Source organism: Bacillus sp. NH11B (assembly GCF_001884205.1).
GTDB lineage: Bacteria > Bacillota > Bacilli > Bacillales > Bacillaceae_G > Bacillus_A > Bacillus_A proteolyticus.
Window position 1 is genome coordinate 45,972 of the sequence record NZ_MAOG01000104.1, and the last position, 23,578, is coordinate 69,549.

General features: G+C 33.6%; 20 protein-coding genes, 2 pseudogenes and 2 other annotated features (1 of these 24 running past the window's edge). Of the genes and pseudogenes, 18 read left to right on the forward strand and 4 right to left on the reverse strand.

Features of this window, described 5'->3' with window-relative positions; genetic code table 11:
• Positions 1–203, forward strand: a binding site (T-box leader) (it extends 19 nt beyond the left edge of the window).
• Between the two features lie 35 nt (positions 204–238).
• Positions 239–460 (forward strand) — a binding site (T-box leader).
• A 44-nt stretch (positions 461–504) separates the two neighbouring features.
• On the forward strand, positions 505–2,424 hold the full coding sequence (gene thrS, locus BAU27_RS15995; RefSeq protein ID WP_071771426.1) for a threonine--tRNA ligase: 1,920 nt from the start codon (positions 505–507) through the stop codon (positions 2,422–2,424).
• Between the two features lie 268 nt (positions 2,425–2,692).
• Here the strand turns inward: thrS and BAU27_RS16000 are convergent, their stop codons facing one another.
• Positions 2,693–3,190, reverse strand: coding sequence for a DAPG hydrolase family protein (locus BAU27_RS16000; RefSeq protein WP_071771427.1), 498 nt, complete (start codon positions 3,188–3,190; stop codon positions 2,693–2,695).
• Positions 3,191–3,349: 159 nt separating this feature from the next.
• On the opposite strand from BAU27_RS16000, the pseudogene BAU27_RS16005 reads away from it, so the two are divergent.
• From BAU27_RS16005 to BAU27_RS16035, 7 genes and pseudogenes are all read left to right on the forward strand, one after another.
• Positions 3,350–3,510, forward strand: a pseudogene (locus BAU27_RS16005) (TetR/AcrR family transcriptional regulator); the annotation flags it as partial.
• A gap of 26 nt (positions 3,511–3,536) precedes the next feature.
• The gene (locus BAU27_RS16010; RefSeq protein WP_302848837.1) at positions 3,537–3,851 is read left to right on the forward strand and encodes a DUF2247 family protein; all 315 of its coding nucleotides are present in this window, start codon (positions 3,537–3,539) and stop codon (positions 3,849–3,851) included.
• Between the two features lie 1,220 nt (positions 3,852–5,071).
• Positions 5,072–6,391 carry a hemolysin BL lytic component L2 gene (hblC, locus tag BAU27_RS16015; RefSeq protein ID WP_071771429.1) on the forward strand — a complete coding sequence of 440 codons (1,320 nt, stop codon included), beginning with the start codon at positions 5,072–5,074 and terminating at the stop codon, positions 6,389–6,391.
• A gap of 66 nt (positions 6,392–6,457) precedes the next feature.
• Positions 6,458–7,678 carry a hemolysin BL lytic component L1 gene (gene hblD, locus BAU27_RS16020; RefSeq protein WP_071771430.1) on the forward strand — a complete coding sequence of 407 codons (1,221 nt, stop codon included), beginning with the start codon at positions 6,458–6,460 and terminating at the stop codon, positions 7,676–7,678.
• Between the two features lie 37 nt (positions 7,679–7,715).
• On the forward strand, positions 7,716–8,843 hold the full coding sequence (gene hblA, locus BAU27_RS16025; RefSeq protein ID WP_071771431.1) for a hemolysin BL binding component B: 1,128 nt from the start codon (positions 7,716–7,718) through the stop codon (positions 8,841–8,843).
• A gap of 262 nt (positions 8,844–9,105) precedes the next feature.
• Positions 9,106–10,506: a hemolysin BL regulatory component HblB gene (gene hblB, locus BAU27_RS16030; protein WP_071771432.1), complete on the forward strand. Its 1,401-nt coding sequence runs from the start codon at positions 9,106–9,108 to the stop codon at positions 10,504–10,506.
• A gap of 263 nt (positions 10,507–10,769) precedes the next feature.
• A complete protein-coding gene (locus BAU27_RS16035; protein ID WP_139254660.1) occupies positions 10,770–11,066 on the forward strand; it encodes a gamma-type small acid-soluble spore protein in 297 nt (98 codons plus the stop codon).
• A 236-nt stretch (positions 11,067–11,302) separates the two neighbouring features.
• Here BAU27_RS16035 and BAU27_RS16040 read toward each other — a convergent pair whose 3' ends face one another.
• Positions 11,303–11,719, reverse strand: coding sequence for a DUF1259 domain-containing protein (locus tag BAU27_RS16040; protein ID WP_071745563.1), 417 nt, complete (start codon positions 11,717–11,719; stop codon positions 11,303–11,305).
• 201 nt (positions 11,720–11,920) lie between these two features.
• Between BAU27_RS16040 and BAU27_RS16045 the strand changes: the two are divergent.
• The 6 genes and pseudogenes from BAU27_RS16045 to BAU27_RS16070 form a co-directional block, all read left to right on the forward strand.
• Positions 11,921–12,145, forward strand: a pseudogene (locus BAU27_RS16045) (IS3-like element ISBt2 family transposase); the annotation flags it as partial.
• Between the two features lie 270 nt (positions 12,146–12,415).
• Complete coding sequence (locus tag BAU27_RS16050; RefSeq protein ID WP_071745564.1) at positions 12,416–13,183, forward strand: ABC transporter ATP-binding protein; 768 nt, start codon at positions 12,416–12,418, stop codon at positions 13,181–13,183.
• A gap of 14 nt (positions 13,184–13,197) precedes the next feature.
• Positions 13,198–15,081, forward strand: a complete 1,884-nt coding sequence (locus BAU27_RS16055) for an FtsX-like permease family protein (protein WP_071771434.1) — start codon at positions 13,198–13,200, stop codon at positions 15,079–15,081.
• A gap of 159 nt (positions 15,082–15,240) precedes the next feature.
• Entirely contained in the window at positions 15,241–16,503 is a 1,263-nt protein-coding gene (locus BAU27_RS16060) for an MFS transporter (RefSeq protein WP_071771435.1), read from the forward strand.
• 56 nt (positions 16,504–16,559) lie between these two features.
• Positions 16,560–17,426 carry an ABC transporter permease subunit gene (locus tag BAU27_RS16065; RefSeq protein WP_071771436.1) on the forward strand — a complete coding sequence of 289 codons (867 nt, stop codon included), beginning with the start codon at positions 16,560–16,562 and terminating at the stop codon, positions 17,424–17,426.
• Position 17,427: 1 nt separating this feature from the next.
• Positions 17,428–18,432, forward strand: coding sequence for an ABC transporter permease (locus BAU27_RS16070; RefSeq protein WP_071771437.1), 1,005 nt, complete (start codon positions 17,428–17,430; stop codon positions 18,430–18,432).
• A gap of 49 nt (positions 18,433–18,481) precedes the next feature.
• Here the strand turns inward: BAU27_RS16070 and BAU27_RS16075 are convergent, their stop codons facing one another.
• Positions 18,482–20,182, reverse strand: coding sequence for a pyruvate oxidase (locus BAU27_RS16075; protein ID WP_071771438.1), 1,701 nt, complete (start codon positions 20,180–20,182; stop codon positions 18,482–18,484).
• Positions 20,183–20,263: 81 nt separating this feature from the next.
• Positions 20,264–21,001, reverse strand: a complete 738-nt coding sequence (locus BAU27_RS16080) for a ZIP family metal transporter (protein ID WP_071771439.1) — start codon at positions 20,999–21,001, stop codon at positions 20,264–20,266.
• Between the two features lie 123 nt (positions 21,002–21,124).
• Here BAU27_RS16080 and BAU27_RS16085 point away from each other — a divergent pair, with 123 nt between their 5' ends.
• From BAU27_RS16085 to BAU27_RS16100, 4 genes are all read left to right on the forward strand, one after another.
• On the forward strand, positions 21,125–21,913 hold the full coding sequence (locus BAU27_RS16085; protein WP_071771440.1) for a class I SAM-dependent methyltransferase: 789 nt from the start codon (positions 21,125–21,127) through the stop codon (positions 21,911–21,913).
• A gap of 48 nt (positions 21,914–21,961) precedes the next feature.
• Positions 21,962–22,591, forward strand: coding sequence for an immunity protein Imm33 domain-containing protein (locus BAU27_RS16090; RefSeq protein WP_071771441.1), 630 nt, complete (start codon positions 21,962–21,964; stop codon positions 22,589–22,591).
• A gap of 64 nt (positions 22,592–22,655) precedes the next feature.
• Positions 22,656–23,105, forward strand: a complete 450-nt coding sequence (locus BAU27_RS16095; protein WP_071771442.1) for a hypothetical protein — start codon at positions 22,656–22,658, stop codon at positions 23,103–23,105.
• Positions 23,106–23,203: 98 nt separating this feature from the next.
• Entirely contained in the window at positions 23,204–23,470 is a 267-nt protein-coding gene (locus BAU27_RS16100; RefSeq protein ID WP_071771443.1) for a hypothetical protein, read from the forward strand.
• Positions 23,471–23,578 lie beyond the last annotated feature (108 nt).

Sequence of the window (23,578 nt, forward strand, 5' to 3'; positions counted from 1 at the left end):
CACGAGTTATTTTACCCGGTTATACAGAGAGGGAAGGAAAGCTGAGAACTTCCTAACGCAGAAAAATAACTTACCACCTTAGAGCTGCACTAGGGAAACTAAGTATCTAGTGCCGTGTATGCGACGTTATCGCAAAGGAAGCCATTGCATTTTGTGATGGGAATCTGGGTGGAACCACGGATATAAGCATATTCGTCCCTATTTTAGGGATGAATATGCTTTTTTGCATTCAATTTCATAATAAGCGAAGAAAAGGACACGAGTTATTTTACCCGGTTATACAGAGAAGGAAGGAAAGCTGAGAACTTCCTAACGCAGAAAAATAACTTACCACCTTAGAGCTGCACTGGGGAAATTAAGTATCTAGTGCCGTGTAAACGACGTTACCGTAAAAGAAGCCATTGCATATTGTGATGGGAATCTGGGTGGAACCACGGGTATAAGCACGCTCGTCCCTATTTTAGGGATGAGTGTGCTTTTTATTATGAAATGGAGAGATGAAAAATGAAAGAACAGATGATTGAAATTAAATTTCCAGATGGTAGCGTTAAAGAATTTGTGAAAGGCATTACTTTAGAAGGAATTGCTAGTTCGATTAGCAGTAGTTTAAAAAAGAAAGCAGTTGCAGGAAAAGTTAATGATCAGTCTTTTGATTTACGCCGAAATATTGAAGAAAATGCGGAAGTAGAAATCATTACTATGGATTCAGATGAAGGGGTAAAAATTGCAAGACATTCTGCTGCACATATATTAGCACAAGCTGTGAAAAGAATTTATGGTAATGTGAAGCTTGGAGTAGGACCAATCATTGAAAATGGATTTTATTATGATATGGATCTTCCGAGTAGTGTAAACGTAGAAGATTTACCGAAAATCGAAAAAGAAATGAAAAAGATTATAAATGAAAATGTAAAAATAGAACGAGTTGAGGTCTCGCGAGAAGAGGCAAAAAAACTGTTTAAAGAAATGAACGATCACCTGAAATTAGAACTTTTAGAAGCAATTCCTAATGGGGAAAGTGTAACACTATATAAACAAGGTGAATTTGTAGATTTATGTAGAGGACCACATTTACCGTCAACAGGCTATTTGAAAGCCTTCCAATTAACTCATGTTTCTGGTGCATATTGGCGAGGCGATAGTAACAATCAAGTGCTTCAGCGTATTTATGGTGTTGCATTCTCTTCTCAAAAAGAATTAGAAGAATATTTACATTTTGTTGAGGAAGCAGCAAAGAGAAATCATCGTAAGTTAGGTAGTGAATTAGAGTTATTTATGTTTTCAGAAGAGGCTCCAGGAATGCCGTTTTACTTGCCGAAAGGACAGATTATTCGCAATGAATTAGAAGCATTTTTAAGAGAAATTCAAAAAGAGTACAATTATCAAGAAGTACGCACTCCGTTTATGATGAACCAAGAATTATGGGAGAAATCAGGACACTGGGGGCATTACAAGGACAACATGTATTTCTCAGAAGTAGACAATAAAAGTTTTGCATTAAAACCGATGAACTGCCCAGGACATATGCTTATGTTTAAAAATAAATTGCATTCTTATCGTGAATTACCAATTCGCATGTGTGAGTTCGGTCAAGTGCATCGACATGAATTTAGCGGGGCATTAAACGGATTATTAAGAGTTCGTACTTTCTGCCAAGATGATGCTCATTTATTTGTAACACCAGAACAAATTGAAGATGAAATTAAATCCGTAACGGCGCAAATTGATTACGTATATAAAACTTTTGGATTTGAGTATGAAGTAGAGCTGTCTACTCGTCCAGAAGATTCAATGGGTGATGATAAGTTATGGGAGCAAGCAGAAGCCGCATTAGAAAATGTATTACATTCATTGAATTATAAATATCGACTAAATGAAGGTGACGGCGCATTTTATGGACCGAAGATTGATTTCCATATTAAAGATGCTTTAAATAGAAGTCACCAGTGCGGTACAATTCAGCTTGATTTCCAAATGCCAGAGAAATTCGATTTAAATTATATAGATGAGAAGAATGAAAAGAGAAGACCAGTTGTCATTCACCGAGCAGTTTTAGGATCTTTAGACCGCTTTTTAGCAATATTAATTGAGCACTTTGGAGGCGCGTTCCCAGCATGGGTAGCACCAGTTCAAGTGAAGGTAATTCCAGTTTCAAATGCAGTACATGAACAATACGCAAATGAGGTTGTAGATAAATTAGCACAAGCTGGAATTCGTGTTGAGCAAGATATGCGTGATGAAAAATTAGGGTATAAAATAAGAGAAGCACAAATGCAAAAAATTCCTTATGTTCTTGTAATAGGGGATAAAGAAATGGAAAACACAGCAGTAAATGTACGAAAATATGGGGAAGAGAAGTCGGATGTTGTTTCGCTAGATGTATTTGCGGCAAGTATTGAAGAGGAAATAAAGAATAGAAAATAATAATTGATTAGAAAATACGCCATTATAATGAAGTGAACTCGAATAATGGCACATGAAAAAAACACCTCCTGAATTCGCATACTAAGTATGTCAATTCAACGGAGGTGTTTTTCATTTGAAGGGAAGAGTACATTACCCGAATGAAGTAAAGTGGAAAGTGATTGATTTGATATTGAAAGGCCCCCAACATTGTAGACATATCTAAAATGTTGGGGGCCGATTTGTTTTCTAGTTATTCACTTATTAAAAGTAAAGCTGTTAACTTGCCTTACAAATTTTCTTCAAAAAGTTTCGGTAAAAATTTGCTGAACTCACTCATTTCTTCTACATTGTGTTTATATAAACCACTTAGATTAATAAATGGTGGTAATCCTTTTGGGAAAATGAATGTAGAGGTCATAACTGTACCGTTATCAGATTGTTCGTATTGATGTATTACTTGTGAAATGACATCGTCATCATCATCTAAACATGAACCTATTAAAACATGGCTGTAATGGATATTGATAGGGCAATCTTTAGGATCTTCCCATCTAATTCTTAGCGGGAATTCCAGTCCATCCCCCGCAGATTCGATTGAAGCTGATATGGCTCCTACGTGTCCATGTACTTTAGGGTCAATTAACCACTTAAAATCAACATGTTCTTCTGGGTGCCATAGTTTATATCGTTCAGGGTTATCAATATTATCCCACCACCAGTCAATCATTTCTGGTGTTACGTCATTCAATTTATGTTCAACTACTAGTGATACTTGGTTTTTCATTTCTATACCTCCTGTTTTTTTAAAACCAACATGGTGTTGGTTATTTGTATTAAGTATTATAGTATGGGTATCTTATGTGTTCAATAAACAGAAATAGCTGATCTGTTGTATTCTGAACATTATATAAAAATATGTCTAAAAAAATTAAAGAGGTAAAAAGTGGAATGTGTATATGCTGATTTACGCGTAGCTCGTACTAAAGAAGCGATACGTGATGCAATGCACTAACTGAATTAATAAATGACAAAGGGTTTGATTCCATTACGGTTAAGGATATTACAGCTAGGGCCAATATTAATCGAGGGACATTTTACTTACATGGGGAAAATATGATAAAGAAAAAGCTATTGAATTAATAGTAATCATAGTCATGGATTTAGCAATACATTGGAATAGTGAAATTGAGCAACGAAAATGGAAGTGCTCTATTTTAATGTCTATGAGAGAAAAAAATAATGATTATGATACTTTATTAGAGAATGTAGCTAACCTGTATAGTGATTTTAATTATCCAGAGGATATGAAAGGGTTTATTTATTATTTAGAACCGGATGAAGGCTATGATTCAAGTAAGTATACCAAAAATGAAAATATTAGACGACTGATAGATAAACTAGATTCATTCTTACAAAATGAACAGAAAGCTTTACAGGAGGTTTAAATCGTAAGAATAAACCTTTAGAGGATATTTTATAGTAAATCGAGATTCCTTTACAAAGTCGTAGGTTATACTCCTACGGCTTTTATCATGCATTATTTAAGTGAAAGCTACTTTTTTTGAAGAGAATGAAAGATCCAATGCTAGTTCGGATGGTTTTCGATTTGAATCAATATGCTACTTTCCAAATCGATTTACATGTACTGTAATGTAGGGACTTAAATAACAAATAACGACACGTTTTTTAGAAATGTTGTTATTTGTTGCTTATTTGTCTTCTATTTGTTGTTATTTGTTATTTATCCGTCTTGTATTTATTGTTTATTTGTTGTTTTTATCTATGGAGAAATATGTAATGATGCATATCTAAATAAAGGGGATCGATATGCAGAGTGTGATTAAATTATATTAAACAAAATTCAAATTATATTAATTATTTTATATATATTAAAAATGACGCCATTTAACTAAGTATATCAAGTTGTAACTGCTATAATTACTTAAAAAAATTAAAAAATCATTTTATAAGTATAACATTTTCATTCGTATTAATACTTAATAGTTAAATTATTGAATGTAATCGACAAAATTCTACTATTTACGTATTAAAAATTTAATGTTTTAATAAAGGTGTAAATGGTATGACCACTCAAGGGGGGAGAAGATTGCACTAATAAATGTGCAGTAAAGTTGCAAGTAACATTATGTTGAAATCAATTATCTTAATATTATGTCGATTTTAAAAGGGGCTAGAATCTCGAAAGTATAGCATTTGAAAAAAGTGTTTTAAGTTTCTACATAGCAAAAATGATTTTATTCCGTAATAAAAGTATAAGCAATGTACAGTATAAATTCATCTTTTGTAATCTTGTAGGGCCCTGTTGACAAAACTAGGAGAGATATTATGAAATTATTATCAAAAAGGTCATGGCAGGGTTAGCAGTAGCAGCAACTCAAGAGAAAAATAAATATTATACTTATCATTGGGCAGTTAATTCAAATATAGGTGATGAAATTTTATTATTTACTTCCAAAAAATTTAATATTCGAATTAAAAGAAAATAATATCCTTACTTTCTATGAGAAGTAAATAATAACGAGGTTTAACACTCTATCCGAAAGATTTCTCCTTCCTAGAGCATGTGACAAAAAGAGCCTAGCGCAAGGTCGTTCAAGATGTATGTGTAAGATTGTAAATAGACAATAGTAAAGGGGCGTACGGAATGAAAAATAAAATAATTTCAGGATTTTTTATAACATCAATTGTAACTGGGGCGACTATTCCTATCAATACTCTCGCAACACCAATCGTTCATGCAGAAACTCAACAGGAAAGCATGGATATTTCCTCATCATTACGAAAATTAGGTGCACAATCTAAATTAATCCAAACATATATTGATCAAGGTTTAATGAGCCCTAATGTACAGCTAGCAGAAGTCCCAGCTTTAAATACAAATCAATCCCTAATCAAGCAAGATATGAAGGAATGGTCATCAGAACTTTATCCACATTTAATTCTAGTAAATTCAAAAAGTAAAGGGTTTGTAACTAAATTTAATAACTATTACCCAGCATTAAAAGAGTTTGTAGACAATAAAGAAGATAAAGAAGGGTTTTTGGATAGACTTGAGGTTCTTCAAGATATGACTATGACGAATCAAGAAAACGTACAAAGACAGATTAATGAATTAACAGATCTTAAATTACAGCTGGATAAAAAACTTCAAGATCTCGATATGGATGTAGCAAAAGCACAGGGTGTACTAAGTTCAGACGGAACAGGGAAAATAGATCAGCTAAAAAATGAATTACAAAATACCCAAAAATCAATTCAAAATGATTTACAACAAATAGCATTATTACCAGGAGCTTTAAATGAACAAGGGTTTGTTATATTCAAAGAAGTCTATAACCTTTCAAAAGATATCATTGAACCTGCTGCTCAAACTGCAGTAGCAGCGTATAACAAAGGCAAAGAAATTAACAACTCTATTATAGAAGCAGAGAAAAAAGCAGAGCAAGAAGCGAAAGAAAAGGGTAAATCTGCTCTAGAGATTGAAGCTGCCAAAAAAGAAGCCCGTGAAGCAATTGAGAAAAGCAAACAAGCTGAAATAGCTGCAGCTGCAGTTGCAAAAACAAAAGAGTATGACCTTACGAAAGCTATTGACCCTGAAAAAATTAAGAAAACATATAGTGCTTTCGCTGAAGTAAATAAATTAACAGCAGAACAGCGAACACATTTAGCAGATTTAGAGACACAAAACCAAAAATTTTATGATTTAACTAAGAACCTAAAAATAGCAGATTTACAAAAATCAATGCTTCTTATTATGCAAAATGATTTACATACCTTTGCATATCAAGTAGATGTAGAACTTGACCTACTAAAACGTTATAAGGAAGATTTGGGTCTAATAAAAAATAGCATCACAAAATTATCTACTAATGTTGATACAACTAACCAGCAGTCTCAAAAAGATACATTAAGACAATTAAAAAATGTAATAAGTTACCTTGAAGAACAGGTCTATAAATTTTAATATTATGTTTTTGGAAATCTAAAAAGATTATAAGAATCTAGCGAAAGAATGAGAAGGAGAATAGTTATGAAAAAATTTCCATTTAAAGTGTTAACTTTAGCTACTCTGGCAACGGTTATAACTGCTACTACCGGTAACACTATTCATGCATTTGCACAAGAAAAGACCGCTCAAGAACAAAAAGTAGAGAATTATACATTAGGGCCTGAGGGACTGAAGAAAGCATTGGCTGAAACAGGATCTCATATTCTTGTAATGGATTTATACGCAAAAACAATGATTAAACAACCGAATGTAAATCTATCCAATATTGATTTAGGTTCAGAAGGAGGAGAATTAATCAAAAACATTCACCTTAATCAGGAACTGTCACGAATCAATGCTAATTATTGGCTAGATACAGCGAAACCAAAGATTCAAAAAACAGCACGTAATATTGTAAATTACGATGAACAATTTCAAAATTATTACGACACATTAGTAGATACTGTACAAAAGAAAGATAAGGCAGGCTTAAAAGAGGGTATAAATGATTTAATAACTACAATTAATACAAATTCAAAAGAGGTTACAGAAGTAATTAAGATGTTACAGGACTTCAAAGCAAAACTATATACAAATTCTACAGATTTTAAAAATAATGTAGGCGGCCCAGATGGAAAAGGTGGATTAACGGCACTATTAGCGGGTCAACAAGCACTAATTCCACAACTTCAAGCTGAAATTGAGAAGCTACATTCTACTCAGAAAGAACATTTTGACAATGTATTAGCATGGTCAATTGGCGGTGGATTAGGAGCAGTTATTTTAGTTATTGGCGCTATTGCAGGAGCGGTAGTGATTGTTGTGACTGGCGGTACAGCAACACCGGCTGTTGTTGGTGGCCTTACAGCTCTTGGTGCAGCTGGAATTGGTTTAGGAACAGCAGCTGGTGTCACGGCATCTAAGCATATGGACTCCTATAACGAAATTTCTAACAAAATCGGACAATTAAGTACAAAAGCTGATCTCGCTAGCCAAGCTGTTATTTCGCTTACTAACGCGAAAGACACTTTGGCATATCTGTATCAGACAGTGGATCAAGCGATACTGTCTCTAACGAATATTCAACAACAATGGAATAAAATGGGGGCTAATTATACAGATTTGTATGATAATATCGACCAAATGCAAGAGCATAAACTCTCGTTGATACCTGATGATTTAAAGGCTGCTAAACAAAGTTGGAATGATATTCATAAAGATGCAGAATTCATTTCGAAAGATATTGCTTTTAAACAAGAATAGAATTTAAAAATCATAACCTATATTGGAGGAATATAAAATGATTAAAAAAATCCCGTACAAACTAATCGTTGCATCAGCTCTTTTAACTATGACAACAACTTCTATAGTCTCACCAGTAGCAGCTTTTGCAAGTGAAATTGAACAAACTAACAATGGAGATACGGCTCTTTCAGCAAATGAAGCGAAGATGAAAGAAACTTTGCAAAAGGCTGGGTTATTTGCAAAATCTATGAATGCTTATTCTTATATGTTAATTAAAAATCCAGATGTGAACTTTGAAGGGATTACTATTAATGGATATGTAGATTTACCTGGTAGAATTGTACAAGATCAAAAGAATGCAAGGGCACATGCTGTTACATGGGATACGAAGGTGAAAAAACAGCTTTTAGATACATTGACGGGTATTATTGAATACGATACAACATTTGACAATTATTATGACACAATGGTAGATGCGATTAATACAGGAGATGGAGATACTTTAAAAGAAGGGATTACAGATTTACGAGGTGAAATTCAACAAAATCAAAAGTATGCACAACAATTAATAGAAGAATTAACTAAATTAAGAGACTCTATTGGACAAGATGTTAGAGCATTTGGAAGCAATAAAGATCTCTTACAGTCGATTTTAAAAAACCAAGGTGTAGATGTTGAGGCTGATCAAAAGCGTCTAGATGAAGTTTTAGGATCAGTAAACTATTATAAACAATTAGAATCTGATGGGTTTAATGTAATGAAGGGTGCCATTTTGGGCCTACCGTTAATTGGCGGTATTATAGTGGGTGTAGCAAGAGATAATTTAGGCAAATTAGAGCCTTTATTAGCACAATTACGTCAGACTGTAGATTATAAAGTAACATTAAATCGTGTAGTTGGAGTTGCTTACAATAATATTAGTGAAATGCATAAGGCGCTTGATGATGCTATTAATTCTCTTACTTATATGTCCACGCAGTGGCATGATTTAGATTCTCAATATTCGGGAGTACTTGGACATATTGAAACTGCCTCTCAAAAAGTGGATCAAAATAAATTTAAATTCTTAAAACCTAACTTGAATGCAGCGAAAGACAGTTGGAAAACATTACACACAGATGCGGTTACTTTAAAAGAAGGAATCAAAGAATTAAAAGTGGAGCCTGTTACTCCGCAAAAATAAGGAAATATTAATTCTGTTACAAAGTCACCTAAAACATAGAGAATCTATGATTACGTTGTTAAATAGTAATGCGACAATTAATAAATCCTTATACACCAGAAAGGCGGAGTCTCATTAATGACTTCGCCTTTCGTCTTTATAAAATTTGTACCCAGATACCAAGATAACCGTGCTGTATTACAGATTTTCAAAAAATTTGAAAGGCGTTGCTTTTAAAGAAGAATAGAATTAAAAATCAAAACCTATATAGGAGAAGTATAAAATGATGAAAAAAATCCCTTATAAAATACTCGCTGTATCGACACTTTTAACTATGACAACAACTTATGCAGTTACACCGGTAGCAGCTTTTGCAAGTGAAATTGAACAAACTAACAATGGAAATATGTCTCTTTCAGCAAATGAAGAACAGATGATAAAAACTGTGCAAGATGCTGGGTTATTTGTAAAATCTATGAATGAATATTCTTATTTGTTAATGAATAATCCGGATGTGAGTTTTGAAGGAATTACTATTAATGGGTATGCAGATTTACCTAGTAAAATTGTACAAGATCAAAACAATGCAAGAGCACATGCAGTTTCATGGAATACGAAAGTAAAAAAACAGCTTTTAGATACATTGACAGGTATTATTGAATACGATACAAAATTTGAAAATCATTATGAAACATTAGTAGAGGCGATCAATACTGGGAATGGAGATACTTTAAAAAAAGGGATTACAGATTTACGGGGGGGAATTCAACAAAATCAAAAGTCTGCAAAAGTATTAATAGAAGAATTAACTGAATTTAAAAATGCTATTGGAGAAGATGTTAGAGTATTTGGAAGCCATAAAGAGACCTTGCAGTCTATTTTAAATAACCAAGGAGCTGCGGTTGAGGATGATCAAAAGTATTTAGAGGACCTTTTAGGACAAATAAACTATCAGAAAGACATAGAATCTAAGGGCTTAGACATGGTAAAGATCCCCTTTCTCCCAACATTGATTGCTGGTGGGATAATGATAGGTGATGCAAGAGGTAAGTTAGGCTGGCTAGAGCCGGAATTAACAAAATTACGTCAGAATGTAGATTATAAGATAACATTAAATCGTGTAGTAGGAGTTGCGTTTCATAATATTAGTGATATGCATAGTGCGATTGATAGTGCTATTACTGCTCTTACTTTTATGTCCACGCAATGGGATGATTTAGACTCTCAATATTCGGGCGTACTGGGACATATTGATACAGCTAATCAAAAAGCTGATCAAAATAGATATAAATTCTTAGTACCTAACTTGAATGCAGCAAAAGATAGTTGGAAAACAATAAGAACAGATGTTGTCACATTACAAGAAGGGATAAAAATTGCAGAGAAAAAAGAACAAGATTTTATGAATCAGCTTCGTCCATCAAGCGTTTCCTACTTTTATAAAAAAATTCATAACGCATATACATTTGAAATAAAGACCGGATCAAATGCACCAAATGCGTCTTATAAAGTTATGAATTTAACTAAAAACACGGTTCATAATATGTGGGGGGGAGGACCAAATACAAGCATGTGGGCTGACTGGCTTTCATTTAATCTAAAAGATGAATTTGCGGTGGTAGCAGTAGTGGATGGAAAAGAATATGTTGTATATAAAGACAAAGTAGAAAATATAATGAACTGAACCTGAAAATGAATGAGCAAAAAGAAAGAGCTTTTTTTGCTTTAGTAATTGCCAACTTTTTTATTTGATAGACGTGTAAATAGACTACTATTTTAGTAAGTCGATGAAAAATTTGTCGAAGTATTGAATATTTAAACCGCGTAGGCAAAACATTTAAATATACGCCTAAAGGTCCAGAAGGCCTTATTGAAAGTGACGTATATACGGAAGTTTAAAAATAAAATTAAGGATAGCTTTTAAATGGATTGGCTACAATATTGATTGTGGAGGTGAGAAAGGTGAACAAAAAACAACAAGGTTACAATAAGGAAACTTCTGGTGCTAGCATCCAAAGTACAAATGCTAGCTATGGTATAGAATTCGCAACTGAAACAAATGTACAAGCAGTAAAACAAGCGAATGCACAGGCTGAGGCAAAGAAAGCACAAGCTTCAGGTGCACAAAGTGCGAATGCTAGTTATGGTACAGAATTTGCAACTGAAACGGATGTGCATGCAGTGAAACAAGCGAATGCACAAGCTGAGGCAAAAAAATCCCAATCTTCTAGTTCTAATCAATAATGAAGGAAAAAGACTTCTCTATCTTAAGAGAAGTCTTTTCTCAGACCGTGGAGAAAGTCTTCTCCACGGCCTATTTTTGTGTCTGAGCCTTTATAGAAGGGGTACCGCCAGCATTTTTGAAAAAAACAAGCTAAGCAAAAAATATAATAAGCCGCCCATATGGACAGCTCATTTACATAATTCTCATTATCGGAATTCAATGTATCTAGAAATGAATAAATATGATCTACTTAACATTAGCCTCCGTTATCAGTAATTGGATAACTACTTAAAACAGAAAAGGAATTTGCCAGTTTTTTTGCAAAACTTAATGGTGGTTCAACAGATTGGATATGAATATACATAATCAATGGTTTCATATATAACCAATGATTATGTAAGGCGCTAACAATAATCCCTTGTTGAACAATTGATTGTATAAATAAAGGAATTTCTTCTTGTAAAATAGCGATTTCCCCTAAGTTCAACGCATTGCCATTTTGATCTAACGATTCAAAAGATATCCCAACCGGTATCACAGAGGTGCTTGGTCGTCCTTGAACAAACACTTTAATATTACGACGCAAGGAGACAGAACAAACACCCTGATTTATGTTGCTCTTTCCATTAAAAATTTTAGCAAATTGCTCACAAAGGAAATTAAGGTTGTTCATAAATCTGATGCCCCTTTCTTAGCAGATAAAAGTTACTTCATAAATATTAATACTCGTCCATTAGCTTTTATATAAGTAATTTAAGAAATTCCCATAAAGAAAAGACACCCATATATGAAGTGAACCCAAATAGTGGTACATGAAAAAACATCTTCTGAATTCGCATACTAAGTATGCAAATTCAACGGAGGTGTTTTTTATTTGAAGGGAGGGGTACATTGCCCAGAAGAAGTAAAGTGGAAAGTGATTGAGTTGAAAAAGGATGACTATTCAAATCGTACCATTATGGAAATACTCGAAATTAAAAATGTTTCCCAAATTTAGACATGGATGAAATGGTATCGTACAGATCCAACTTATTATTTTCAACAACCTGTAGGAAAACAATATCCTTTTGGAAATGGGCCGAAAGAGCTAAGCGAATTGGGCAGATGGTTTAGGTGTTTTGATATGTGTCCCGTTTTCTGGTTCACTTCAACTTCAAAATGGTGTGTTTTCTTTTTTACCTTACAAAATTGTAAGGTAAATGTAAGAGAAATCGAATGAACAGGTCTTAGAAAGATGAGAATATTAAGGGGTGATATAATTCATATTTCTTTTTAGTTCGAAAAGTTAAAAAATTTAAGGGTTTATATGACAAAAAGATAAGAAATATGTGAGAAATTTATTCTATACAAAAGGGATGGAGTGAAAGAGATGTCAACAAATGTAGTTACTGTAGAAAGTGTAGAAAAAACGTATGGGAAAAGAAATGAGAATCAGTCAAAAGCATTAAGGGGTGTTTCATTAAGTATTAAAGAAGGGGAGTTTGTAGGGATTATGGGTCCTTCTGGATCTGGAAAAACGACATTACTAAATGTGATTAGTACACTTGATCAAGCGACAGGTGGAAGTGTAACAATAGCTGGCACAAATATTACTTCTATGAAGGGTAATGCATTATCAGATTTTCGTTCTCAAAAATTAGGATTTATTTTTCAAGATTTTAACTTACTAGAGAATTTATCAATTTATGAAAATATCGCTTTACCACTTTCTCTGCAAGGTGTACCGTCAAGTGAAATTACTGGGAAGGTAAATGGAGTAGCAAAGAAATTAGGGATTACTGAAATTTTAACAAAATATCCGACTGCTGTTTCTGGAGGACAAAAGCAAAGAACAGCGGCAGCACGAGCTTTAGTACATAATCCAGCAATCGTATTAGCAGATGAACCGACTGGGGCACTTGATAGTAAAAACGCAAAAAGCTTATTAGAAGCGATGCAAGATTTACATGAAAATCACAATGTAAGTATTTTGATGGTTACACATGATGCATTTAGTGCAAGTTATTGTGAACGTATTTTATTCATTCAAGATGGTCTTCTTTATAAAGAATTAAAGCGTCAAGGAACACGAGAAAGTTTCTATCAAGACATTTTAGGTGTGCTTGCTCATATGGGCTCAGCAACTGAGTCTAAGTAAGGGGGCGGGACTATATGTTATTCAAATTATCACGTCATAGTATGAAAAAGATGTTAAAAGATTATATGGTTTTACTTATTGGTCTCGTTATTAGTATTAGTATCTTCTACATGTTCCAAACGATGGCGATGAATAGTGAATTTACAAAAGATAATAGTCTCATTAGTAGTATTAGACTCGTCTTCTGGGTTGGTGCAATATTGCTTGCTTTCATTACAGTTTTTTACATCATATATGCCAATTCTTTCTTACTCACATTAAGAAGAAAAGAACTTGGTATGTACATGATGCTTGGCGCGAAAAAGAAAAAAGTAGCACAGTTATTATTTATTGAGACTTTTGGTATGGGTATTGTCAGTATTATTATTGGGATTTTAGTAGGGATGTTACTTGCTAGTGTAGCAGGGAATTTTTTAATGAATGGAATGGAAATTTCAGCAAAAGGTAATTACGCATCTGTGTACACACCAGCTATATTAGTTACATCTATTTTCTTCTTAATATTATTTTTCATTACTGGTCTAATGAATAGTATCCGATTATTACGTAAAACAGAATTAGAGTTAATACGTGAAGATGAAACACAGGATGAAGTGAAAAAAAGTAAAACTCGCACAGTTATTATGACAGTACTAGGTGTATTGCTAGTAAGTACAGGATACTATTTTATGGTAAATATAAAAATGTTTGCTGAACTAGGCTTTATAATAGCGACAATTGTTACGACATTAGGAACGTATTTCATTTTTAGTTCGTTACTCCCACTTTTTGTAATGAAAATTAAGGGGAATAAAAAACGAAATGAAACGGGATTAAATAGTTTTACTTATGCACAGTTACGTTTTCGAGTAACTAGTTTATCGAGAGTATTAGGCACTGTAGCGATGTTAATTGCATTAGGCGCAGGTGCGATGACGGCAGGTATGGCGTTCCAAAAAAATGTAGGTATTATGACAGACTTTTCTCGTGTATATGATGTTGTAATTCATGATCCAAATGAACAAGATAAAGCTTCATTAAAAGAAATGGAAATCGTTGAAGAAAGCAAGTACAAGTATAAAGTAGATGGAGAAGCGGTTTATTATTTACGAAACGACTTAACTGCTAAACCACCACTTGTTTCAGATCACTTTGATACAAAAACTTTAAAAGAGCCTGCTCGTAAACGTGTGGCTGAACCTTTAACTGAACCTGTCTATTCTGCTTTAGAAGCTCCTGAAGCAGCGAATAAGCTTCCTCATATGCCAAAAGATTGGGAAGATGCAGTTGTAAGAGAAATACAAATTACACATAATCAATTTAATGGAAAACCTGTAAGGATTGCAGATGAAGAACACTATAAAGGAATTCAAGGAACAGAACACACTGTAACATTAGCAAAAGTAGATGATATGAAAAAATATAAACCGTTGTTAATCGAAATAGATAAGAGACAAAAAGAACAAATTGAAAAAACAACAGGTACAAAAGTAGACTTATTTACGAAAATGACAATTTATCAATTTATGAACAGTTTCATGAGTGGGACAATGTTTATGGGATTTTTCCTCGGAATTGCCTTTTTAGCAATGATGGCAAGTTCTCTTATGTTTAAAATATTAACGGGTGCTTCTCGTGACGTACGCCGTTATGAAATGTTAAGAAAAATTGGTGTGAGACGTAGTATGTTAACAAAGAGTATATATAAAGAAATTTCATATTTATTTATCTTCCCAGCGATTATTGGAATTTCCCACGTGTTAGTAGGGCTTAACTTATTTAGCTTTATATTAGTTGACCCGTTTGTAAAGGTGTGGGTGCCAATAGGGATTTTCTTAGTCATTTATTTCATCTATTACTGGATTACCGTCCAACTTTATAAAGGTATGGTAATGCCGAAAGAAGAAGTAGCGAAATAAAATAGTTTAATGGAAAAGTCCTTGTATGAAAACAAGGGCTTTTTTAATAGGATGTTCTTTATAAAGAAGGGAAAGATTGGATAATAGTCGAAAAATATAACAAGACTTCCGAGAAATGACTGAAATAATACTATTTTGTCGAGAGAAAGGATATTACGTATGAAAGAAATGCTACAGTTATTTCGCAACAAAGTGTACGCACGTTTTTTTCTAGCAAATATTTTAGAGCGACTTGGTTCTATGATTGCTGGAATTTCTTTAATGTTTTATTTGTTAAATCAATACGGAAAACAACCAGTTTACGCAACGATGACGCAAATTATGATTGCATTACCTGCATTAATCTTTTTTCTATTAGTAGGGACAGTAGTGGATCGTTTTGATAGACAGCGTATTTGTACGGTAAGTAATATATGTTGTTCGCTTTGTAATATTGGAATTCTAATTTCGCTTTATTACGGGATGATTATACTCGTCTTCATATTTTTATTTTTGGAAAATGCATGTATACAATTTTTCTCTCCATCAGAACAGTCGATGATACAGGGGGTAGTTGAATCAGACCAATATGGTGTAGCAGCGGGTATGAATCAAATGGTAAATAGTTTGTATGCTTTGTTTGGTGTAGGAATTGCAACAATGGTGTATTGGACTTTTGGAATTTACGGAAGCATTTTAGTAAATACGCTCACCTTTATTATGAGTGGTATTTTGATTCAAACGATCTCCATTCCAGAAAAAGTTCGTTTACCAAATGGTAGAACAAAATGGAAAGAAGTTAATTTGAAGATGTTAATAACAGAGTTTCAAGAAGGGATCAAGTATATATATCAAAATGAAACTTTAAAAAAATTACTTTTAGGATTTATCGTATTTGGACTATTAAACGGTATTTTAAGCGTATCCACTACTTACATATTAAAATACAAATTAGCACCAGCAACGTATGAAAGTTTAGCAATGGTGGGCGGTGTAGTTGGAGGGATTTCATTACTAATTGGAAGTATAGTAGCAACAAGTATAGGTAAGAAATATGCACCAAAATCTATTATTGTTTTTGGTATGGCAGGCTCAGGAGTCTTCTTCGGTATGTGTTACTTTGTAAATCACGTATGGTCTTTTTATGTATGTATCGCTTTTGCGACTTTCTTTTTACCATTTATTAATGTTGCAATAATGGGCTGGATGTATGAAATTGTAGAAGAGTCATTCATGGGACGTGTACAAAGTTTACTTAGTCCATTAACGACAGGATTCCAGCTTTTATCTCTCGGTGCGATAGCAATGTTGTTCCCGAAATGGATTAGTGCAGATACATTGTTTATTATTTTATTTGGTTTATTATTTTTGGTTACGTGTTTATATCAAGCTATTTTACCTAGTGGGAAGAAGCAAATGCAGGGTATATCTGAAGAGATGTAACATATGTAGGTTTTTTATATCTGAATATTCTACCGAATTGTAAGGGGGATAGAGTGATGTTGATGCGAGTTGCTAAATGGTGTGGGATTACTTGTTTACAACTAGTAGCTGCAATCTTATGTATAATCTGCCTAGGTGCGTTACCGCGTTTATTTAAGGGATTGCAAATTGATTTAATCGGTTTTTGGAACACAGTTCTGTTTCTTGGAGAGAAGTTACTTCAACCAGGTGAAATTACTTATGGATTTCGGAACTCAAGAAAGTTATTTCCACAAATATGGATTCATTATGTAGAGACAATGTTTGTATTTATTTCGGCATTTATCCTTTCTTTACTCATTGCGTATGTTATCGTTGTGTGGGTATTGCAGCGCTCTCAATCAAAGCAACGTATATGGAATGGAGTTTTCGTCGCACTTGAAAGTATCCCGGACATTTTATTAATTTTACTATCTCAACTTCTAGTAGTAATTATCTTTCAAAAAACAGGATTTATGCCAGTGAAACATGCGGGATTTGGTGAGGATAGAGCTCGCATGTTACCAATAATATGCCTTGCTATACCTACAACGTTATTATTTATGAAGCTACTATTATTACGTTTTAGAGAAGAATTAGAGAAAGATTATAGCATATTTGCAAAGAGCAAAGGACTGAGTTTAAGACATATTTTGACGCATCATATTTCAAGAAATGTCTTGCTAACAACAGTCTATTATGCAAAAACAAATATTTTATTTATGTTATCAAATTTATATATTATTGAATGGCTATTTAATACGTACGGCATGTTTGTTTTTGTAAAAGAAAATTCTAAATTAGAAATATTTACTGTGAGTTTAGTTATATTATACGTACCGCTTTTTATACTATTTCGTATATTACATACGCTGCTGCAAAATGTTATAAAGGAGCGTGTGTAACATGTGGCAAGTTGTAAAAAGAGATGTTAGATTTTGGATAGGTGTTACTTTTTTGAGTGTATTAATGATTGTTAGTATTGGAAATACGGTGTTTTTTGACGGGAATATTCGTGAAATGACGATGATGTATAACGAAAAGGGAGAATTAGAGGCTGCTCCGTTTTCACCATCTAGTAAATTTTGGTTCGGAACTGATGTGAAAGGACGCGATCTTTTTCAATTAATAATAGAAGGGGCAAAATGGACCGTAGGAGCGAGTATCGTTATCGCAGTTTTACGTGTAGTAATTGGCGGAGCTATTGGTTTATTACTTGGTATGTACAGTAAACGCTCATTTCCAGTTATTTCATCCTTTTTTGATCCCTTTAGTATTGTACCGATGATTATGATTTCCTATTTTATATTAAAGGAAGTTTTAATGTTCGACAGTGGGGAGGCAGCTGCTCCGTTTCATTTGCGAGTTGCTTTTCAAATTTTAGTTCTTACATGTCTTGCAGTACCAACAGTTATGTTGTATGTAGCACAAGAAGTAAAACGTATTAAGAAAGAAGAATTTATGTTGGCGGCAACAGTGCTTGGAGGAAGTAAGTGGCAGAGACTGAAGCGCCATGTATGGCCACATATGTTACCATCTTTTCTTTTATTAGTAGCTCAACAATTTGTAAGCACTTTATTACTTCTTTTACACCTTGGTTTGTTACAATTGTTTTTTGGTGGAACGATACTCTTTGGTGGTATAGATCCAGATAGTGTAACAAAAGAATGGACAGGCTTAATTGGCCAAAATTTCCGACACTTAACTACACACACATGGATTGTACTAATACCAATCGATTTCTATAGTATGACAATATTGTCGGGAAATCTGATTAGTAATAGTATGCAAGATGCAATAAAACTAGGAAACGTAAGAATGCCAAAGAAGAAGGGTAAAGAAGTGAAAGTAGAGATACCATCGCAGCCTACCGTGAACGATTTTTCATTTCATAGAGAGGTATCAAAATAGAGAAAGGTAGCTGAAAATAATAAGTTTTCAGCTACCTTTCTTTTATATTTTAAAGGGGAGGTAAATCAATCTTACCTTCTTCAAATAATTCTTTTAACATATGTTTCGTATAACCAGCAGCTTGACCAAATGTGATTTTTGCTGGCATTGGTGCTTCATTTACATCTACAACTACATCAATAATGCACGGTTTATTTTGTTTTACTGCATTTTCAAAGGCGGGAAGTAAGTCATCTAAATGTTCTACACGGTATCCAATACCACCGCACGCCTCTGCGTATTTTGCGAAATCAGGATTCGTTAAGTCTGTACCAAATTCAATATTACCCATAACCTCTTGTTCGAATTTAATCATAGCAATTTTATTATTGTTTAATACAACAACAACGATTGGTAGTTTATATTTAACAGCTGTTACGAAGTCATTCATTGTCATTCCGAATCCGCCGTCACCACAAACTGCAAATACTTGTTTATCCGGGAAAGCAATTTTTCCAGCAAGGGCACCAGGTAAACCACAACCAAGCGTGGCAAGCCAGCTAGAAATGATAAATTGCTGATTCGTCATACGGAAGTGTCTTGCTGTCCATACTGTTACATTTCCGACATCGACTGATAGAATTGCGTCATCTTCTGCTACTTTCTGCAGAGCGTGCATAACTCGCTGTGGTTTAATTGGAGTGGAAGAGTCTTCTTCTTGATTGTGTAATTTTTCTTCCCACTTTTTCATCATTTCTTGGTGGTGTTCTAAGAAAGTATGGTCTTCAAGTTTTTCTACATTTTCAATTAACCATTTTAATGTTTTATCAGCATCACCAGCTAAGCCGATGTCTGTCGCATAACGTTTCCCGATTTGAGCCGGATCTGTATCAATATGAAGTGTTTTTGCTTTCTCAGGTAAGAAACCAGTGAACGGATAAGAAGTACCAACCATAATTAAAGTATCCGCATGCTTCATTGCCTCATAAGAAGGCTTTGTTCCAATTAATCCTAACCCACCGATGCAAAGAGGGTGTTCATCAGGAATAATCCCTTTAGCAGGTAACGTAAGTACGATTGGAGCACCAATGTGTTCTGCAAATGCAAGTAAAGACTCTCTTGCATGTTTTGCTCCTTTCCCGGCTAAAATAACAGGTTTTTTCGCTTCATTTATTGCGAGTTTCGCTGCATGTAAATCTTTTTCTTGCGGAAATAACTCAGGCAATGTAAAAGAAGTGTTTGTAACACGAGCACCATTTTTTATTTCGAATTTCGGAACATCATCTGGAATTGTTAGAACAGATACACCTTTTTTCGTATACGCCATTCGAATCGCTTGATTCACTACAGCAGGTAGTTGTTCTGCTGACATAATGCGTTGGTTATAAACCGCAACATCATCAAACATTCTTTCTAAGTTTACTTCTTGGAAAAAATTGGTTCCGAGTAAATCAGATTCCACTTGTCCTGAAATTGCTAATACCGGGGCTTTATCGAGTTTCGCATCATATAAACCGTTTAATAAATGAATAGCGCCAGGTCCTGCGATTGCCATACAAACACCTAGTTTTCCTGTTAATTTTGCATAGGCAGCCGCTGCTAATGCGCCAGCTTCTTCATGACGAACTTGAATGAATTTAATTTTATCTTGTTTTTTTCTTAAAGCTTCAATAATAGAGTTGATGGAATCTCCAGGCATTCCGTATATATGTTCTACTCCCCAGTCAATTAATAGATCAACTAATGCTTCACCGGCTGTTTTTCCAAACATAATTGTTCCTCCTTTTAATAGGTAGATACTATTATGTTTTGGAGAAAAAGGAAAAATATACAATTGATAAAATTTTTATCTTTAATGATGACCGGCGAATAGTGTAAATACTGTTATTAGTAAAAATCCACTAATAGACCACGATAGAAACGGAAGGAAAGGTAGCTGTTTTTTTGCTTTCCAAAGCATTTCATGAATTGTGACATATCCAAGTGAACCAATAGCACTTCCCATAATGAGTCCTTGTAAATGAAGAGCTTTTCCTTCCATAAAAATGCCAAAAACTGTACCAGTTCCGAGAATAAGAGAAAGTAATAAAGTTGTTAATAAAAAGGAAATATATTTATGTTTTGTAAAGAGAAAGGGAATAATTAATGCTAATCCTTCTGGAATATGGTGAACGACAATTGCTATTAAAAACGGAATGGCAGAGTCATTATGATTTATAAAAGCTGTACCTAACGCAAATCCACTCGGTATATTATGAATAAATATAGCGAAAGAGAGAAAAAGGAAGGTTTGCCATGCTTGTTGATCCTTTTTATGTATCATTGGATGATGACAATAGTTATCTAATAAGCTCATAACTAAAATACCGATAGCTATACCAAGTATAGGCCCAATTATTTCATAGCTTGAAAATGTTTCAGGAATAATTTCAAGTGATAATAACCCAAGTAAAATGCCGCCACATAATGCGTATAAACGATGCATTTTTTCTTCAATTAGCTGGCGTGTTGCTACTCCAACAGCACCGCCTAATAGTAATCCACCGAATGAAAAAAACGTAACAATCATTGGAATCCATAATCGTTCCATAGTATCACACTCCGATTCTATACCCTTGTTTTTAGCTTACGAGAAGGAAAGTTAGATTAGTCCAAATTATTATGATTAATTATAGAGAAAAAACTGTAAATTCATTATAATTTATATATTGAAATGAAATGGAGAATACAAATGCAAACAAAATGGAGTTTATCTGAATACGAAAATCCAAAACGGTATGATATTGAAAATAAAAGTTTGTCAGATTTTCCGTTTTTACTATCATGGGCAAAAAAACTAAATATACAAAATGAATGGATTCTAGATATTGCCTGTGGTACAGGAAGGGTTACAATTCCATTTATAGAAAATGGATATCAAATGATTGGTGTAGATATACATGAAGGAATGCTTGCTGAAGCAAAGAAAAAAACTACGGATTGTAAGAAGGTAAAATGGTTACAACAAGACTGTTTACAATTAAGAATGAATGAAACAATTCCGTTAGCATTTATGGTAGGACACGGATTCCAGCATTTTCTTACGAATACTCATCAAAATCAGTTATTAACATCTATTCATCATGTGTTAGCTGAGAATGGTATATTCATATTCGATACACGTTTTCCTTCAAAAGAAGAATTAATACAACCATCTACAGAAGAATATTGGACTACTGTTACTGACGAAAAGGGAAGAAAATGTGATCTATATACTGAAATGACATATGATTCAATTCAGCAAATACAGCACTACATAACCACAAGAAGGTTTTATGAGGGTGATACTCTAGTAGAGGAAATAAAAACAACGATAGATCTTCGTTATACGTACCCGCAAGAATTAGAAAGGTTGTTAGAGTTGAACGGGTTCGAGTTGCTACATATATATAATGATTGGGAAGGGAATGAGTTAGGAGAGGATTGTTATTCAATGGTAGTAGTTTGCCGGAAGAAAAAATAGTATTATTTTAATAAATATGAGTGTAAAAAGCCTTTAAGGAGAGAAAAAATGTCTTGGTACTTAGATAATGTTTATGAATTAAATAAAGAAGCGCCGTATACATTCTACCTTCCTAGCTCAGAAGTGTTGGAGAAATTAAAGGTTGGAGATTTGGTAAAGCTAATTTTTGTATCTAAAAATGAGGAAGAAGATGGATTTAATGGTGAAAGAATGTGGGTTGAAATCACTGAAAGAAATGAGAAGAAGTTTGTAGGGGAACTGAGCAATGAACCATATCGCTTAGATTTAAAAATAGGTGATAAAATTTCATTTGGAATTGAAAATATATGTGATACGGAATATAACGATCCAGCTTCAAAAGCTTGGGATTTTTATTTTGATACGAAGGTAATTGTTAGTAATGATGTACTTGAAAAAAGAGAATTTAACTTTATGCTTAAAGAGGATTCAAGAGAAGAAGGTGACTCTGGCTGGTCAATATTAAGTGGCTATGAAAGTGATGACTATGTAAATAATCATAAAAACTTTCAAATTATTTCAATTGGAGTCATATTGAATATGGATGATTCTATTTTAGAATTTATTGGGGAACCATCTTTATGTGCATATGAAAGAAATGATAGAGGTAGATTTTATAAGATTGAAGACTATGATTGGGATACTTATTTAAATGGATAAGGAAAGATACGACATGCTAAAGAAAATACAGTATGTATATTGTTTTTAAGTAGGTGAATTTCAAATGATTTTTTCATTAGGTAAAATAGATATTTTTCTTCCAGATGCAACATCCTCATACTTTTTTATTGTTGAGGACTTAGCAGAGATATTAAAAATTGAAACAAACTACGATGCATTAAAACAGTTTCGAAAAATACTTAGAAACGAGATAGAAAAAGATTTATACAAGCGTATAGATTTTGGTCAAGATTCAAACGAGGTAGTAATTCGTACTACTAATGCTCTTACTATACTTAAGATTGCTGTAATTATTAATGGAGTAATTAATGTTACGATTTCAGAAGAAGAAATGACAGAAGCTGAACAGAAGCTCCTTTCTCACAAACGCCCTAAAAAACAAAAGTGGAAAGTGGGAGACATATTTTGGCTTAATCTTAGTAATGTACATATGGGTTTGGACAGGTATTATGGAAACCTTTTGGTAGTCCTGTTTGTGGACTATTTGATTTAAATACAGAGACCATTCCAAATGTAGAAGAGGTTTCAAATCATTCTTTTATCTCCGTATTAACAGTACTCTCTAGTTCATTAGACAAGGGTGATTGGAAGGTGATTGACAATGCAGATGTAAGGATTGATGTGGAGAAGGTTCCTAGGCAACATCGTGGATTGGATGTTGCTGGTTCAATGAGTTATAGTGACGACACTCTTCTTGAGTTAGCAAATGCTTATTACGGACTTTTTCCGTGGAACGTTTTCTATGAAGAAGATTATTTTGACAACATTTTATTATCACCATTTAAACGCCCTAACATTGCCAAAGTTTTATCGTCAATAGAAAGAGAAGAGTTTAGAAAAGAAAAAAAGTGGAATTAAGAATAAAATGGTAGCCGAAACTACCGTTTTAATTTTTAGTTTAAATAAAAGCATCAATAGTAAGTTTTTTATATTTTTGTAATACGTATGTTTATGTAAATGAAATTG

Bases quoted from the DNA above. Each gene is read 5' to 3' on its own strand.
- BAU27_RS16000 (WP_071771427.1), bottom strand. From the start codon at position 3,190: ATGAAAAACCAAGTATCACTAGTAGTTGAACATAAATTGAATGACGTA.
- BAU27_RS16085 (WP_071771440.1), top strand. From the start codon at position 21,125: ATGAAATGGAGAATACAAATGCAAACAAAATGGAGTTTATCTGAATAC.
- BAU27_RS16060 (WP_071771435.1), top strand. From the start codon at position 15,241: ATGAAAGAAATGCTACAGTTATTTCGCAACAAAGTGTACGCACGTTTT.
- BAU27_RS16080 (WP_071771439.1), bottom strand. From the start codon at position 21,001: ATGGAACGATTATGGATTCCAATGATTGTTACGTTTTTTTCATTCGGT.
- BAU27_RS16055 (WP_071771434.1), top strand. From the start codon at position 13,198: ATGTTATTCAAATTATCACGTCATAGTATGAAAAAGATGTTAAAAGAT.
- thrS (WP_071771426.1), top strand. From the start codon at position 505: ATGAAAGAACAGATGATTGAAATTAAATTTCCAGATGGTAGCGTTAAA.
- hblC (WP_071771429.1), top strand. From the start codon at position 5,072: ATGAAAAATAAAATAATTTCAGGATTTTTTATAACATCAATTGTAACT.
- BAU27_RS16075 (WP_071771438.1), bottom strand. From the start codon at position 20,182: ATGTTTGGAAAAACAGCCGGTGAAGCATTAGTTGATCTATTAATTGAC.
- BAU27_RS16070 (WP_071771437.1), top strand. From the start codon at position 17,428: ATGTGGCAAGTTGTAAAAAGAGATGTTAGATTTTGGATAGGTGTTACT.
- BAU27_RS16095 (WP_071771442.1), top strand. From the start codon at position 22,656: ATGATTTTTTCATTAGGTAAAATAGATATTTTTCTTCCAGATGCAACA.
- BAU27_RS16050 (WP_071745564.1), top strand. From the start codon at position 12,416: ATGTCAACAAATGTAGTTACTGTAGAAAGTGTAGAAAAAACGTATGGG.
- hblD (WP_071771430.1), top strand. From the start codon at position 6,458: ATGAAAAAATTTCCATTTAAAGTGTTAACTTTAGCTACTCTGGCAACG.
- BAU27_RS16040 (WP_071745563.1), bottom strand. From the start codon at position 11,719: ATGAACAACCTTAATTTCCTTTGTGAGCAATTTGCTAAAATTTTTAAT.
- BAU27_RS16090 (WP_071771441.1), top strand. From the start codon at position 21,962: ATGTCTTGGTACTTAGATAATGTTTATGAATTAAATAAAGAAGCGCCG.
- BAU27_RS16065 (WP_071771436.1), top strand. From the start codon at position 16,560: ATGTTGATGCGAGTTGCTAAATGGTGTGGGATTACTTGTTTACAACTA.
- hblB (WP_071771432.1), top strand. From the start codon at position 9,106: ATGATGAAAAAAATCCCTTATAAAATACTCGCTGTATCGACACTTTTA.
- hblA (WP_071771431.1), top strand. From the start codon at position 7,716: ATGATTAAAAAAATCCCGTACAAACTAATCGTTGCATCAGCTCTTTTA.